General features: G+C 41.6%; 16 protein-coding genes and 1 riboswitch. Of the genes, 6 read left to right on the top strand and 10 right to left on the bottom strand.

Annotated elements, in window-relative coordinates:
• Positions 1–4: 4 nt before the first annotated feature.
• The 7 genes from ACZ42C_RS00860 to ACZ42C_RS00830 form a co-directional block, all read right to left on the bottom strand.
• Positions 5–370, bottom strand: a complete 366-nt coding sequence (locus tag ACZ42C_RS00860; protein WP_461182898.1) for a toprim domain-containing protein — start codon at positions 368–370, stop codon at positions 5–7.
• An 82-nt stretch (positions 371–452) separates the two neighbouring features.
• A complete protein-coding gene (gcvH, locus tag ACZ42C_RS00855) occupies positions 453–833 on the bottom strand; it encodes a glycine cleavage system protein GcvH (RefSeq protein ID WP_461182899.1) in 381 nt (126 codons plus the stop codon).
• Positions 834–902: 69 nt separating this feature from the next.
• Complete coding sequence (locus ACZ42C_RS00850) at positions 903–1,259, bottom strand: arsenate reductase family protein (protein WP_461182900.1); 357 nt, start codon at positions 1,257–1,259, stop codon at positions 903–905.
• Between the two features lie 157 nt (positions 1,260–1,416).
• Positions 1,417–3,201, bottom strand: a complete 1,785-nt coding sequence (locus ACZ42C_RS00845) for an acyl-CoA dehydrogenase family protein (protein WP_461182901.1) — start codon at positions 3,199–3,201, stop codon at positions 1,417–1,419.
• Between the two features lie 70 nt (positions 3,202–3,271).
• Complete coding sequence (locus tag ACZ42C_RS00840) at positions 3,272–4,447, bottom strand: acetyl-CoA C-acetyltransferase (protein WP_461182902.1); 1,176 nt, start codon at positions 4,445–4,447, stop codon at positions 3,272–3,274.
• 19 nt (positions 4,448–4,466) lie between these two features.
• Entirely contained in the window at positions 4,467–6,866 is a 2,400-nt protein-coding gene (locus ACZ42C_RS00835) for a 3-hydroxyacyl-CoA dehydrogenase/enoyl-CoA hydratase family protein (RefSeq protein ID WP_461182903.1), read from the bottom strand.
• A 796-nt stretch (positions 6,867–7,662) separates the two neighbouring features.
• Positions 7,663–8,112 (bottom strand): PCYCGC motif-containing (lipo)protein, encoded by a 450-nt coding sequence (locus tag ACZ42C_RS00830; RefSeq protein WP_461182904.1) that lies wholly within the window; start codon positions 8,110–8,112, stop codon positions 7,663–7,665.
• A 224-nt stretch (positions 8,113–8,336) separates the two neighbouring features.
• Between ACZ42C_RS00830 and ACZ42C_RS00825 the strand changes: the two genes are divergently transcribed.
• The 6 genes from ACZ42C_RS00825 (at position 8,337) to ACZ42C_RS00800 (ending at position 12,716) form a co-directional block, all read left to right on the top strand.
• The gene (locus ACZ42C_RS00825; RefSeq protein WP_461182905.1) at positions 8,337–9,302 is read left to right on the top strand and encodes a metal ABC transporter solute-binding protein, Zn/Mn family; all 966 of its coding nucleotides are present in this window, start codon (positions 8,337–8,339) and stop codon (positions 9,300–9,302) included.
• A gap of 21 nt (positions 9,303–9,323) precedes the next feature.
• Positions 9,324–10,079 carry a metal ABC transporter ATP-binding protein gene (locus ACZ42C_RS00820; protein WP_461182906.1) on the top strand — a complete coding sequence of 252 codons (756 nt, stop codon included), beginning with the start codon at positions 9,324–9,326 and terminating at the stop codon, positions 10,077–10,079.
• 16 nt (positions 10,080–10,095) lie between these two features.
• Positions 10,096–10,968: a metal ABC transporter permease gene (locus tag ACZ42C_RS00815; protein ID WP_461182907.1), complete on the top strand. Its 873-nt coding sequence runs from the start codon at positions 10,096–10,098 to the stop codon at positions 10,966–10,968.
• Positions 10,946–11,359, top strand: a complete 414-nt coding sequence (locus tag ACZ42C_RS00810; RefSeq protein WP_461182908.1) for a Fur family transcriptional regulator — start codon at positions 10,946–10,948, stop codon at positions 11,357–11,359. The genes ACZ42C_RS00815 and ACZ42C_RS00810 overlap by 23 nt, the downstream gene beginning before the upstream one ends.
• 326 nt (positions 11,360–11,685) lie before the next feature.
• The gene (locus ACZ42C_RS00805) at positions 11,686–12,138 is read left to right on the top strand and encodes an SH3 domain-containing protein (protein WP_461182909.1); all 453 of its coding nucleotides are present in this window, start codon (positions 11,686–11,688) and stop codon (positions 12,136–12,138) included.
• A gap of 113 nt (positions 12,139–12,251) precedes the next feature.
• Positions 12,252–12,716 carry a L,D-transpeptidase family protein gene (locus ACZ42C_RS00800; protein ID WP_461182926.1) on the top strand — a complete coding sequence of 155 codons (465 nt, stop codon included), beginning with the start codon at positions 12,252–12,254 and terminating at the stop codon, positions 12,714–12,716.
• A gap of 194 nt (positions 12,717–12,910) precedes the next feature.
• Here the strand turns inward: ACZ42C_RS00800 and ACZ42C_RS00795 are convergent, their stop codons facing one another.
• The 3 genes from ACZ42C_RS00795 to ACZ42C_RS00785 form a co-directional block, all read right to left on the bottom strand.
• Positions 12,911–13,717: a VLRF1 family aeRF1-type release factor gene (locus ACZ42C_RS00795; protein WP_461182927.1), complete on the bottom strand. Its 807-nt coding sequence runs from the start codon at positions 13,715–13,717 to the stop codon at positions 12,911–12,913.
• 84 nt (positions 13,718–13,801) lie between these two features.
• Positions 13,802–14,116 (bottom strand): DMT family transporter, encoded by a 315-nt coding sequence (locus ACZ42C_RS00790; protein WP_461182910.1) that lies wholly within the window; start codon positions 14,114–14,116, stop codon positions 13,802–13,804.
• Entirely contained in the window at positions 14,116–14,457 is a 342-nt protein-coding gene (locus tag ACZ42C_RS00785) for a DMT family transporter (RefSeq protein WP_461182911.1), read from the bottom strand. Before ACZ42C_RS00785 ends, ACZ42C_RS00790 begins: the two co-directional genes overlap by 1 nt.
• Before the next feature lie 90 nt (positions 14,458–14,547).
• Positions 14,548–14,642, bottom strand: a riboswitch (guanidine-I (ykkC/yxkD leader).
• Between the last annotated feature and the right edge of the window lie 10 nt (positions 14,643–14,652).

The following is a 14,652-nucleotide window of genomic DNA, read 5'->3' as shown; positions in this document are numbered from 1 at the left end:
GTTTCTAGTATTCCCTGTCAATCAGAAAAAAAGGATCCACTTTTATGTGTTTACCTAAAAGTGCTGCTGCCAAAACATGCCCGGGCGTTGTTGCAACTTCCCGGTATTCACTGCTCACATAAATATGCTCCGCATGCGGAAGTTCCCGTGCCAGCTGTTTGCGGAGCTCTATACCCGGCTCGTCTTCATCTGTCAAAATATAGACTTCTTTATGATCCAGTTCATATTCATCCAAAAGTTCATCAAACTTTTCCACCCCAAGTGTACCGTTCGTACAAATAATCGTAAGATCCTCGGCAATTACTTTATCGAGCTCCCTTTTATCTGTCAACCCTTCCACAATAATGATTTTTTCCGACTCATTCATCATGCTGACATAGCACTCCTACTAAATAAGTAATAAAAACAAGGCTGACATGTAAACGCCAGCCAGGTAGTTACCGATGAATTAACTATTCACTTATTTCTGCTTCATAGCCTTCCGCTGACAGCAAATCATCCAATTCAGACTCTTGGGATAGTTCCACAACAACCATCCAGGCATTTTCATATGGTGACTCGTTCACAAATTCCGGGCTATCCTCCAGCTCTTCATTGACTTCCACAACAGTGCCGCTGACAGGTGCGTATAATTCGGATACTGTTTTTACCGATTCTACACTTCCAAACGGTTCGTTCAGTTCCAGCTCGTCTCCAACTTCGGGAAGTTCCACAAATACTACGTCACCAAGCTCATCCTGGGCAAAATCCGTAATCCCGATCCGAACTTTGTCTCCTTCTTTTTTTATCCACTCATGTTCTTTTGAGTACAATAGATCTTTCGGTGTGTCCATGTCAATCCCTCCAATAAATAATCATACTTCAACTATACTAATTAATCAGCCGTTTATCCAGTTCTTTTTCTAAAGCCATGTTTCTTCAAATGTTTCCTCTTTAAAACCAATAGTTACCTTTTCCCCATCCGTAACAATTGGCCGCTTAATCAGCATACCGTCCGATGCCAATATTTCCGCCATTTCTTCCATGCTTGCATCTTTTATTTTATCCTTTATGTTTAATTCCCGGTATTTTTTGCCGCTCGTATTAAAAAACTTCTTGGCAGGCAGACCACTTTTTGCCATAAAGTCTTCAAGATCACTTTGAGACGGCGGGTTCTCCACAATATGTATGCTATCGTATGCTATGTCATTTTCATCCAGCCATTTTTTTGCTTTCCTGCATGTACCGCATTTGGGATACCAGTAAAATTTAAGTGCCATAATCGACCCTCCTTTGTCTCATCCACGTTTATTATACCAAATATATAGAGGCATATTCTACAAATTCAACTGTTCATCATGCGTTTTGCATAATACTGGAATAAATAGAAAAGGACCCTCGCCTGAAAAGGACAAGGATCCTGTGTAATCTCTTCTATTAAACTACATACTTCTCTTCTTCAATAATCTTCGCAGCAATCTCACGCTTCTTCGCAATCACATTTGTTGGTGTATGACGTGTCAACTTGCGCAGGGAAGAAAGCATCATTCTTAGTGAGTCTCCTTCTTCTACAGCGATAAGGATTTCTTTCGCATCTGCTTCAATCCGATTAAATGCTTCCTGTGCATATACTTGTGTATATAGTAACTTCTGTTTATTCTTGTCTTCGCCGGATTTGCCGATCGCTTTTTCCGTGCGCAGAATGGCTGCTTCCATGTTGTATACTTCTGCCACCATATCTGCCAGGTTAGCCAGGATTTCCTGTTCGTTTTCAATTTTCTTCATATATTTCTGTGCTGCCAGCCCTGCACCGAGAAGAACAATTTTCTTCGCGTTAGTGAGTAAATGTTTTTCCTGTTCCAACGCTTCTGTTCCTACTTCTTCTGGCATCATCATCATGATTTCTTCCTGGAGGCTTTGTGCTTTTTCGAATAAAGGAAGTTCACCTTTCATTGCTTTTTTCAGCAGTGTGCCGGGAACAAGCAGACGGTTAATTTCGTTTGTTCCTTCAAAGATCCGGTTGATACGGGAATCACGGTACATACGCTCCACTTCATATTCCTGCATAAATCCGTACCCACCATGCATTTGAACTGCTTCGTCCGCTACATAGTCGAGCAGCTCTGTCGCCATATATTTATTCATGGAACATTCGATTTGATACTCAGCAATCGCTCTTGCTACTTCGCGTCCATCTTTTAATTGTTCATCTGTCAAGGCCCCCATACGCTGCTCGAACAAACCTACGGTGCGGTATACCGAGCTCTCGTTGGCATACGTTTCCGCTGCCATCGTTCCCAGCTTTTCCTGTGTTAATGGGAAGCTGGAGATTGGCGTATCAAACTGTTTACGCTCATTGACATATTTGGTAGCTAATTCAATTCCCTGTTTGGCACCGCCAACACCACCAATAGCAAGTTTATAGCGACCTACATTCAGGATATTAAATGCAATAATATGGCCGCGGCCTTTTTCACCAAGCAGATTCTCTACAGGTACTTCTGCATCTTCAAGCACCAGGGTACGGGTGGAAGAACTTTTAATTCCCATCTTCTTTTCTTCCGGTCCAGTGGAAACACCCGGGAACTCACGCTCGACAATAAATGCAGAGAAATGCTCACCATCAATTTTTGCATACACAATAAACACGTCTGCAAACGCAGAGTTCGTAATCCATTGTTTTTCCCCGTTTAAAATATAATGGGTACCTGCTTCATTCAGTTTGGCTGTTGCTTTAGCCCCAAGGGCATCGGAGCCTGAACTTGGCTCTGTCAGCGCATAGGCTGCCAGTAGTTCACCTGTTGCCAGCTTTGGCAAGTATTTTTCTTTCTGCTCGTCGTTACCAAAGAATACGATAGGCAGGGAACCGATGCCAACATGTGCCCCGTGGGTGACGGAAAAACCGCCTGCACGGGAAAATTTTTCGGTGATTAAGGAAGAACTGATTTTATCAAGACCCAGTCCGCCATATTCTTCAGGTACATCTGCCCCTAGCAGCCCCAGTTCTCCGGCTTTCTTTAATAGATCAACAGAATGCTCAAATTCATGATTTTCCAGATTGTCCACTTTGGGTAAAACTTCCCCGGCAACAAAATCTTCTGTTGTTTTGGCAATCATATGATGTTCTTCTGAAAAATCCTCCGGTGTAATTACATCTTCTCCGGTTAAGTCCTCAACAAGGAACCCTCCGCCTTTGAATAATTTATCTTTTGTTTCACTCATGTTTATCTTTCCTTTCCATTGGGAGTAATTTTTAAAATTACTATTCTTTCAAGCTAATAATTTCATAGGTTTACAGCAGTTCGAAAACGCCGGCAGCACCCATTCCTCCGCCGATACACATCGTAACAACACCAAACTGCTCATTGCGTCGTTTCATTTCATTGATCAGAGTCAATGTCAATTTTGTCCCTGTCATACCAAGCGGGTGGCCAAGTGCAATAGCTCCGCCATTAACATTTACTTTGGTCGTATCAAGGTCCAATGCTTCAATAACTCGGACAGATTGGGAAGCAAATGCTTCGTTAAGCTCGAACAAACCAACGTCCGATAAATCCAGACCGGCAATCTTCAATGCTTTTGGTATAGCTTCAACAGGGCCCACACCCATAATTTCCGGTTCTACTCCAGCTACTGCAAAAGAACGGAATTTCACAAGTGGTGTTAATCCTTCGCCCTCTGCTTTTTCCCGGTCCATGACCAATACTGTACCTGCTCCGTCACTCATTTGTGAAGAGTTTCCTGCAGTGACTGACCCTTGTGCATGGAAGGCAGGTCGCAGTTTTGCCAGGATTTCCGGTGTGGTATCTGCACGTACCCCTTCGTCCATCTCAAACAGGGATGTTTTTTCTTGCATCTTGTTCTTCTCACCAATAACACGCTGGGTTACTTCCACAGGTACAATCTCATCCTTAAATTTGCCTTCTTCCATCGCTTTCGCCGCACGCTGATGACTTTGCGCCGCAAATCTGTCCTGATCTTCCCTTGATATATTGAAGCGGTTTGCCACTTCTTCCGCTGTATGCCCCATTCCCATATAGTACCCGGGGGCATCCTGAACCAGCGTTGGATTTGGTTTAATTACATGACCGCCCATCGGGATGAGGCTCATCGATTCTGCTCCCCCGGCGATGATCGTATCACTGGCTCCGACCATAATCCGCTCGGCTGCATAAGCAATACTTTGCAAGCCTGATGAACAATAACGATTAATCGTAATTCCCGGCACGTCATTTCTTAGTCCGGCAAGACCGGCAATATTGCGTGCCATATTCATTCCCTGTTCCGCTTCCGGCATGGCACAGCCGATAATAACATCATCAATATTTCCATCATAATTGTCAGCACGTTTTAGTGTTTCTTTAATCGTCAATGCGGCCAAATCATCCGGACGTGTGTCTGCAAGTGATCCTTTATTCGCTTTGCCTACAGGGGTTCTTGCTCCTGCAACAATTACTGCTTCCTTCACATTTCTTCCCCCTCTTCTATTAATTGCGTAATGGTTTTCCTTTTAATAACATGTGCTGCATTCTTTGCTGTGTAAGTGGTTCTCCGATTAAGCTTAAGAACGCTTCTCTTTCCAAATCAAGCATTACCTGTTCGTCAATAACGGTCCCCTCTTTTATACGACCGCCTGATAATACATATGCCAACTTTTCGGCTATTTTCACATCATGATCTGACGCGTATCCGCTGAATTGAAGTGATTTTGCTCCAAGCAGCATGGCTGCATAGCCCGCATCTCCAACAACAGGGATTTTTTCCCTTTGCGGTGCCTGGTATCCGGCTTTTGCCAGTGCCAATACTTTTTCCTTCGCGTCATGAAGCAGATGATCCGGATTTTTACTGATGGCGTCATTTGCGTCCAGGAAGCCATTTTCACGGGCTTCTTCCGCTGACGTGGATACTTTCGCCATGGCTACTTTTTCAAATACATCATTCGCAACTTTGGATAAATCAAAATCAATTCCCTGCGGCAGATTGCGGAGTTCTTTCAGATAGAGTTCTTTTGTTCCGCCACCGCCCGGGATTAATCCAACACCAAATTCAACGAGTCCCATATAGGTTTCCGGTGAAGCCTGAATTGCCGCTGCCGGCAGGGAAACTTCCGCACCGCCGCCAAGCGTCATATTAAATGGCGCAGCAACTACAGGTTTATTGGAATATTTAATGTTTGTTCCCATGTCCTGGAACTGACGGACAACCATATCCAGTTCAAAGAAATTTTCATCCTGTGCTTCCATTAACATTAATGCCAGGTTGGCACCTACAGTAAAATTTTTCCCCTGGTTTCCTATGACTAGTCCTTCATAATTTTTATCCACTTCTTCTATGGCATAATTGATTATTTGCATCGTATCCAGGCCGAGCGCATTACTCTTGGAATGGAACTCCACAGCAGCTACCCCGTCTCCAAGATCAATCATGCTGGCTCCGGCATTCTTTTTAATGACGCCTTTTGTATCTTTTAAGCGTTTCAGATTGATTTCTTTCGGATTGAACTGTTGCTGCTTATATTCACCCTGGTCGTAATAATACACATTTCCGTTTTCCTGTTTATAGAAGGATTCATTGCCTGCTTCCAGCATGTTCAGCACCCACTCGGGTACCGTTTCTCCTTCTTTCTGCATACGCTCCACTGATTTTTTCAAGCCAATGGCATCCCAGGATTCAAACGGTCCCATCTCCCAACCGAATCCCCATTTCATTGCCTGGTCAATGGAGAGTATGTCATCGGCTATTTCCCCTGTTAACTCAGCGGAATAAATCAGTGCCGGCTTGATGACAGACCAGACAAGATCTCCGGCTCTATCACCTTTTGCGGATACAAGTGTTTTCAATTTGCGTTTTGATCCTTTTTCCTGCTTGGCTGCTTCAGTTGCACTGGTTTTCAGTTTTTTGCGGTCTTCATATTCCAAGGATTCCGGATTCAATTCATAAATGACACTGCCGTCTTTTCCTTTTTTCTTCAGGAAAAACCCTTGCCCGCTTTTGGCGCCGAGCCAGCCTTTCTCATTCATTGTCTTCATGAATTCCGGTACATCAAACACTTCTTTTTCGTCGCCTTCCACCTGATCATACACATTTTTTGCAACATGGAGGAAGGTATCCAAACCAACTACATCCAGTGTCCGGAATGTAGCACTCTTTGGACGGCCGATCATCGGGCCGGTTACAGAATCAACCTCGCCTACACTGTAATTTCCTTTCAGCATTTCCCTTACTGTAACGAGAAGGCCATAAGTCCCAATGCGGTTTGCGATAAAGTTCGGTGTGTCTTTCGCTTCAACGACCCCTTTGCCTAATGTATCTTCTGCAAAGGTTTTCATAAATTTCAAGACTTCCGGATCCGTGTCTTTTGTCGGGATCACTTCAAGCAATTTCAGATAGCGGGGCGGATTGAAAAAGTGTGTACCGAGAAAATGCTTGCGGAAATCCTCGGATCGCCCTTCAGCCATTGCTTCTACTGAAATCCCTGATGTATTTGAGCTGACAATCGTGCCTTCTTTCCGATGTTCTTCCACACTGGCATACACTTTTTTCTTAATGTCCAGATTTTCCACAACGACTTCAATGATCCAGTCCACTTCAGATAACTTTTCCATGTCGTCATCCATGTTTCCTGTCGTAATCAGCTCCAGACTTTTCTTCGTTGTGATTGGACTTGGTTTTTGTTTTAACAATGCTTTCTTGCTGTCTTCGGCTATACGGTTGCGAACCTTTCTGTCTTCCAGAGTCAGCCCCTGTTTCTCTTCTTTTTTCGTTAGTTCCTTTGGTACGATGTCAAGCATCAATGTCGGAATGCCTGTGTTGGCCAAGTGAGCTGCAATGGCAGAGCCCATGACACCTGACCCCAGAACAGCAGCACGCTTGATGGAACGAGTCATATTTTATCCTCCAATCATATTTTGAATGAATCCTCATTCATTTTTATTGCGAAAAATAAAGATAGTTTCCTATCTGTCTATAACACTACTATAAATTATCCGACGATTTTTCGCAATAAATAAGAGCAATTATTTTTAAAAGCACATTGATTTAATTTCAGTTAAAGAGAAAACCAACAGCTTCGGTATCCGATATATACTGCACTTATTAGGTTTGGGTCTTTTTCAGGTAATTAGAAACAGTATAGAACCCTTTATTTGAATTTCCCTATCGAAATGATCCTCTCTAACCCGATGAAGGTCAGTTTGAGCGGGGTTCAACACTGTAATGACCTTCATAAACTCCATGAACGTTAATTTGATGCTGTTTCTACTCTGTAATGAGCTTCATAAACTCCATGAACGTTAATTTGATGCTGTTTCTACTCTGAAATGAACTTCATAACCTCCATGAACGTTAATTTGAGGGAATTTCTACTCTGAAATGTTCTTCATAAACTCAATGAACATTAATTTGATGCTGTTTCTACTCTGTAATGATCTTCATAACCTCCATGAACGTTAATTTGATGCTGTTTCTACTCTGAAATGACCTTCATAAACTCGATGAACGTTAATTTGAGGGAATTTCTACTCTGTAATGACCTTCATAAACTCCATGAACGTTAATTTGATGCTGTTTCTACTCTGTAATGATCTTCATAAACTCAATGAACGTTATTTTGAGGGAATTTCTACTCTGTAATGACCTTCATAACCTCCATGAACGTTAATTTGATGCTGTTTCTTTCATAACCTATCCCTTTGGAATTGGAGTAGGAGTCGGTCCTACACTGCTGCCAGTATATTTTTGGTCAATGTAATCGCGAATTTCCGGTAAGGATTCCCCCTCGTCGTATTTCGCCATTGCTTCTTCTACGGTTTCTATACAGATCGCACAGCCGAATCCCATGTTGTCCAACGCTGCAATATTATCGTTATAACTTTCTACAAAGCAGTGTCTGACATGTTCATGCCCGTTACTTTCATAACAACCGCAATAACATGGCATATAGTCAAGCACTTCAGGGTGTTCCATAGCCATTTCATATGCACCCTGGACCCTCAGATCATCCACCTCATTTAAAAGTTGTGCCATTATCGGTGACCAGGCTCCTTTTTCCATATTGTAGGCCAGCCCTTCCAGTGAATCATCTATTTGAGAAGGGTTTTCAGTCACAGTCTCTTCAGCATTTGAACATGCCACCAGTCCCAAAACCTACCCGAAAATATAAATAGAAATTTTTTCATCTATAATACTCCTCTTTTTCAATTTCTTCTATGATACTATCGCTCGACAGTTAATTAAGTGGGGAAAATCACATTGGTTGTGACTACTTAATTAAACTAATCCATAATCATTCCTATTTACAAATCGTAACCATTACGATATAATACGAGAATACGAGTTAACTATTCGAGGTGAACGTTATGAAAATACTAAAACTAATTTTTTTCATCATGGCTGCAGGATTTATAATAGCGGGCTGTACTCAATCCAATCAGGCTTCGACGACAAATAATGATGATGAAGAGCTTACGATATATACAACCATTTACCCAATTCAATATGCTGCAGAGCGGATTGGTGGAGAGAAAGTTATGGTGGAATCTGTGCTTCCACCTGGGGTTGACGCCCACACCTATGAGCCGGCGACAAAGGATATGACGAAAATTGCCGATGGAGATGCCTTTTTCTATTTGGGTGCGGGTATGGAAGCATTTGCTGAAACAGCAGCAAGTGCACTTGCATCTCAGGATACTGCGTTAATTGAACTCGGTCAGCACGAGGAACTGTTTCATACGGAAAACAGGACAGATCAACATCACGAAGATCATGAGCATGAAGATGAACACCACGGACATGACCACGGTGACCATGATCCGCATATATGGATTGACCCTTTAAAAATGCTCGATATGGCAACAATAATAAAAGACGAAATGATTTCCTTGTATCCGGAACAAGAAGATTTGTTTAAGGAAAATTATGCGGTGCTGAAAGAGGATCTACAAGAACTCCATGAAGCCTTTGCTTCTATTTTGGATGAAAAAGAAAATAAACGTATTCTCGTCTCTCACGCTGCTTTTGGTTATTGGGAAAACCGCTATGGTATGGAACAGATTTCCATCCATGGAATTTCCACGAGCAATGAGCCATCACAAAAAGAATTGACGGAGATTATTAATACAGCGGAAGAGCATCATATGGAATATATTATTTTTGAGCAAAATGTTTCCACCCGGGTGGCAGAAATAATCCAGGAGCAAATCGGTGCAGAAACTTTGGTCATTCATAATTTATCCGTATTGACAGATGAAGATATTGAAGCAAATGAAGATTACCTTACTTTAATGGAAAAAAATTTAAAAGTTCTGGACCAGGCAACCAATTAATTGGAAGGGAGGCATTCGAAAATGACAGCACCTGTTGTTTCCATGCATCATATTACGCATGCTTACGACCAAAAGAAAGTGTTGGATAATATAAACTTTGAAATTCCCCGGGGATCATTTATGGGATTGGTCGGCCCGAACGGTGGCGGGAAAACCACACTAATCCGTATTCTACTTGGACTATTAAAACCAAATGAAGGATCAATCAAGCTGTTCAATCAGCCAATTCATAAATTTAAACAATGGAATAAGATTGGATTTGTATCCCAAAAAGCCAACACTTTTAATCGGGGGTTTCCCGCTACGGCGTTTGAAGTGGTGTCCATGGGGCTGACAGCTAAAATCGGTTATTTGCGATTCTTTAATAAGAAGCATAGAGCATTGGTTCTTGATGCCCTCGAACAGGTCGGCATGCTTGAATATGCTTATGAAAATGTCGGGAATTTATCCGGCGGGCAGCAGCAGCGCATTTTTATAGCGCGTTCCCTTGTCAATGATCCAGAACTCCTGATCCTCGATGAACCAACTGTCGGGGTGGATTATGAAAATGTTCAACGTTTTTATGAATTATTGCATCAATTAAATGACGAAAAAAATATAACATTATTGCTCGTAACCCACGACACCGGCACGATGACCGAGCATGCAACGGATATTGTCTGTTTAAATCAGACATTACATTTTCACGGGAAACCGGAAGAGTACACATCACTCCCTGCAGAGGAACTTTCCAAATTTTACGGTCATCCTGTTCAGGTAGTAACGCACAATCATTAATGTTGGAGGAAGCCTTATGCTAGCAGACTTTTTTGAATATGATTTTTTACGCCATACCTTTTTCACTGGTATTCTGATCGGCATTATCGCACCACTGCTTGGCACATTCATTGTTGTCAGAAGGCTTTCCTTAATTGCAGATGCGCTTTCCCACGTCACTTTGGCAGGGATCGCATTTGGTATGCTGCTGGAAAAAAGGTTCGGTTTCGTCTTGATTACCCCTTTATACAGCGGGATGGCCTTTTCGGTCTTAGGGTCGATTTTAATCGAAAAACTCCGTTCCGTATATAAAGCCTACCAGGAAATTGCCATTCCGATTATTTTATCAGGTGGGGTCGGACTAACGGTTATTTTTATTTCCATGGCGGATGGATTTAATACTGACCTATTTAACTATTTATTTGGTTCGGTATCTGCAGTAAGCAGACAGGACTTCTATACGATTGCCGGAATTTCAGTTCTCATTGTTGTGATCGTGTACCTGTTTTATAAGGAACTGCTGACACTATCCTTCGATGAGGAGCATGCCACAACTTCCGGAATTCATGCAAAAAGGATTCATCTTTTATTTATCGTGCTTACGGCCCTTGTCATTGCTGCGTCCATGCGCATCGTCGGTGTCCTTCTTGTTTCTGCATTAATGACTTTACCTGTAGCAGCCAGCATGCGTTTGGCCAGAGGTTTTAAACAGATGCTGTTTTTATCTGTTGTATTTGGTGAAATAGCTGTTATTATAGGGTTAATAAGCGGTTATTATTTAAACATTCCGCCCGGCGGAACAATTGTCATGACAGCAATCATTATTTTGCTGCTTTCTATCGGTGTGAAACGATTTTCTTTTAGAAATAAGAAAGTGAGTGAAACAAATGGATACGAAGGAAGCAATTGATCTTCTCAAGGAAAAAGGCTATAAAACAACAGGAAGAAGAAAAGAGATTCTTACCTATTTCGAGGCGGAAGATGGCTACCGCACTGCGAAGGATTTAATAACACATCTTGAAGCCAGGCATAACTCCATTAGCTTTGATACTATTTACCGGAATCTGCACCTTTACAGTGAGCACGGTATTTTGGAAACAACCGAGCTAAACGGGGAAAAGCATTTTCGGATGAATTGCACCCACCATCACCATCATCATTTCATTTGCAAGGACTGCGGGAAAACAAAAGAAATTAACGTTTGCCCGATGGATGAAGTGGAAAACTCATTAAAAAATTATGCTATTGAAGGACATAAATTTGAGATTTATGGATTATGTCCGATTTGTCAGACGGCGTGAATTGAATAATGTAAAAGAAGCTGCAGGTTATGACCCTGGAGCTTTTTTATATTGGTTATTGTGCTTTTTTGATTCGTGACTTTTATAATAGATCACATAATTTGCCGTTCCTTTTTACCTATATATCTACAAAATTCTAATAATTTAGTGTATACTAGCCTTTAGACTTAGTCAAAAAAGATGGAGGCGAGTATATGAAAATAGGTAAAAGAGAATTTATTTATGGAGGGGCAGCCATTGTATTAACTGCATTTATATTATTAATTGTTATTATGCAAAATAATTTTAACAAAGCACCCGAAACAGCATAAAAAGATGCACAATCCTTGGAGAATCATAAGGTATCCGAAATACATATTACAGAAAAAGATATAAAAGATGTTGAAGTGGAAAGGAAAGACCTTGAAGAAAAGGATGAAGAAGTAACACCGGAGGAAGAACCGGAAGCTGAAATTACCTATCAGACCAGGTACGTAAATATTTCTTCACTAAATGTTCGTTCCGGACCCGGTGTCGATCATGATGCTGTTGGTATTGTAACTATTAACCAAGAACTGGAAGCAGAAGACAGCAGTGGATGGGTAAAAGTAAAGACAGAAGACATTTCAGGTTATGTGAACAGTAAATATCTTTCTGAAGAAGAGGTTGTTTTACAAGCAGTTCTGATGATACAAAAAATGAACCCGAAGAACAATCTGACATATACAAGGAAGATGAATCAACCGAACAAGAGCAAGAGGACACCACCTCTCAGCCTGAAAATGATGCGGAAAAGCTAACAACAATAGATGGAAATAATCAACTTATACTTGTTACAACGGATGGATACAACACAAGCAACGCTACGGTACAAACTTTTGAGCGGGATGGAGCAGGTAAATGGCAGCGAGTGATGAATGTATCTGGTTTTATTGGTATGAATGGGTTTGCCGATAATAAAGTAGAAGGAGACGGAAAAAGCCCTACAGGGAAGTATACTATTGGCACTGCATTTGGCCAGCATGGAAACCCTGGCACAAAACTGAATTACAGAGGAATTACAGATGATGATGTGTGGGTAGATGATCCGGACTCTCCCCTATATAACACTTGGCAATCAAGAGAAGAAACAAGTGATCAGTGGAATAGTGCAGAAGATATGAAAATTGACCTGTACAGGCATGGATTTGTTATCAACTATAATACACAGCAGGAACCTGGAAAAGGTAGTGCTATCTTTTTTCATATAGCAAATGGACATACACTAGGATGTACAGGTGTGTCTGAGGGGAATATGGTTTCTATTCTTCAATGGCTGGACCCGGCAGAAAATCCGGTTATTATTCAGACACCCGTTAGTGAGATGGGAAGATATTAGATCTTTGTAATCGCAGAGTATTAATTACTTCTGCTATTTTTTTGAGGATTGCTGGACGGTGATGAACACTATTGTTCTAAAGATACCAATAAGATCTCACATACTTATAAAAAAGTTAACCTGCGTCTACATAAAGACTCCAGAACACTAAATTAGCATGCGAAATCTACATTCGCATGCTAATTTTTCTTATTCTATCCAAACACTTCTTCCAGCACTTTAGATTCCTCATGATCAAGCATATTCTTTTGTATCATAGCGTCAACCGGTTTGTTCATTTGACTCTTCAATTCTTTGGAGGCGTCAGCTTCTCCAACTACATATATTTTCTCCCATTCATTGTCTTTCGCCCGTTTATCCAGTTTTGGTGCAATCTTTTTATACCACCGCTGTTGGTTTGCCTCAAACCGCGCTTCAAAATTATCTTTCTGCAGATTCGTCCTGCCCGGGCCAAATGGTGAAGCATTTCCTTTTCGCGGCCCCTGTTTTTCCCGCCAGTCATCCGTATCAAGGTCGAGTTCATATGAGGCGGTGTCCTGAATTTCATTTAAATAGGAATCAATGATTTTGACCTCGTTTTGCTGTACTAGAATAATACCCGATTTTGGATATTTTTCCCGCAGTTCATGCAATTGATCCAGTACCGGTGTTTCCTGCCAGTAAAAATCAGTTTTCAAGCGCATTTGCACGCGCTCTGCGAACCAGACCTCCTCATCCGCTGTTGCAATAATCACAACTCCACGGCGGAATTCCTGCTCATTTCCCCGAATGAACCGTTCCACTTTTTCTTTGACAGCCTGAAAATTTTCCCATTCTTCTTTATTGTCATCTTCCTTGAGATATTGTTCAAAGTTTCTTATTCCATTTTTAAAATGTATTTTCCATTCGCCACCCTGCTGTTCGGGGTCGGACGGATCAGTGTTTAAGTACATAGTGAACACTTTACTCGCTCCATCCCTGCGCACGTTTTGTAATTCTTTTAATCGTTTGTGCAAGTCCATCATTTAATGGAAAGCCTCCTTGTATATAGGTAATCTTTTAATAATATTTAACCTATTTTCAGAGGCGGTAAACATAGCGGTCAGCTAAGAAAGCAGTCTCAATCCTACTGCAGCGCTGAGAATAAAGCCGATAAATAAAAGTCTCTTCCAATCCTTGGATTCTCCTAAAAAAATCATTCCAACAACAGCACTACCCACCGTGCCCATTCCTGTCCATACCGCATAGGCGGTACTCATTGCAATCGTCTCCATAGCAATGGATAACAACATAAAACTGATCATAAATCCCCCGGCCATAATACTGAAGGAGACAAAATTCCTGTGCCGGTTAAACCGGTCTATTCCCATGACACCCACCACTTCCGTTAAACCTGCCATAACGAGAATAATCCAATCCATCAGCCTCTGCCCCCTTTCCCTTCGACTGCCGGTGTAACTGTTTTTAACCCGAATACACCGGTAACGAGTAAAGCAATGAGAAGTATCTTAGCGATTTGGAATGGTTCATCGAAGACGACAATTTCGACGATCACCGTTCCTGCTGTGCCAAGACCGGCAAAAACTGCATATGCCGTACCCACCGGCAACCTGCTTGAAGCAGCAATTAATAAATGAAAACTAGCATAAATACAAATGACTGTTAAAATCCAGGTAAACGTATTATAGGCATGGCTCAACCCAACTACCCATCCCACCTCAAAGGCAGATGCCACGAAAATCATATTCCAGTATTTATTCATTTTTATCACTCCTGTATGCTAAAAAAATTTGCGCATGCTCATTGTAATCGCATACTGAATGAAAAAGCCCGGAAAGATACCAAAATGATATCCTCCCGGGCTTTTATCCCTCCGTGTACACACCATGTGCGTTTTCTCTCGGACCTGACCAATAATTATATTGCGGAACCCTAGAAAACTAGCTGGTACATATTA

It is taken from the genome of Virgibacillus kimchii, assembly GCF_055379185.1.
This window is presented reverse-complemented; position numbering and strand designations above follow the sequence as displayed.

What these genes read in the sequence shown, in the direction of transcription:
- ACZ42C_RS00835 (WP_461182903.1), bottom strand. Translation starts at nt 6,866, where the DNA reads ATGACTCGTTCCATCAAGCGTGCTGCTGTTCTGGGGTCAGGTGTCATG.
- ACZ42C_RS00825 (WP_461182905.1), top strand. Translation starts at nt 8,337, where the DNA reads ATGAAAATACTAAAACTAATTTTTTTCATCATGGCTGCAGGATTTATA.
- ACZ42C_RS00845 (WP_461182901.1), bottom strand. Translation starts at nt 3,201, where the DNA reads ATGAGTGAAACAAAAGATAAATTATTCAAAGGCGGAGGGTTCCTTGTT.
- gcvH (WP_461182899.1), bottom strand. Translation starts at nt 833, where the DNA reads ATGGACACACCGAAAGATCTATTGTACTCAAAAGAACATGAGTGGATA.
- ACZ42C_RS00820 (WP_461182906.1), top strand. Translation starts at nt 9,324, where the DNA reads ATGACAGCACCTGTTGTTTCCATGCATCATATTACGCATGCTTACGAC.
- ACZ42C_RS00860 (WP_461182898.1), bottom strand. Translation starts at nt 370, where the DNA reads ATGATGAATGAGTCGGAAAAAATCATTATTGTGGAAGGGTTGACAGAT.
- ACZ42C_RS00790 (WP_461182910.1), bottom strand. Translation starts at nt 14,116, where the DNA reads ATGGATTGGATTATTCTCGTTATGGCAGGTTTAACGGAAGTGGTGGGT.
- ACZ42C_RS00800 (WP_461182926.1), top strand. Translation starts at nt 12,252, where the DNA reads ATGAATGTATCTGGTTTTATTGGTATGAATGGGTTTGCCGATAATAAA.
- ACZ42C_RS00795 (WP_461182927.1), bottom strand. Translation starts at nt 13,717, where the DNA reads ATGGACTTGCACAAACGATTAAAAGAATTACAAAACGTGCGCAGGGAT.
- ACZ42C_RS00850 (WP_461182900.1), bottom strand. Translation starts at nt 1,259, where the DNA reads ATGGCACTTAAATTTTACTGGTATCCCAAATGCGGTACATGCAGGAAA.
- ACZ42C_RS00785 (WP_461182911.1), bottom strand. Translation starts at nt 14,457, where the DNA reads ATGAATAAATACTGGAATATGATTTTCGTGGCATCTGCCTTTGAGGTG.
- ACZ42C_RS00810 (WP_461182908.1), top strand. Translation starts at nt 10,946, where the DNA reads ATGGATACGAAGGAAGCAATTGATCTTCTCAAGGAAAAAGGCTATAAA.
- ACZ42C_RS00815 (WP_461182907.1), top strand. Translation starts at nt 10,096, where the DNA reads ATGCTAGCAGACTTTTTTGAATATGATTTTTTACGCCATACCTTTTTC.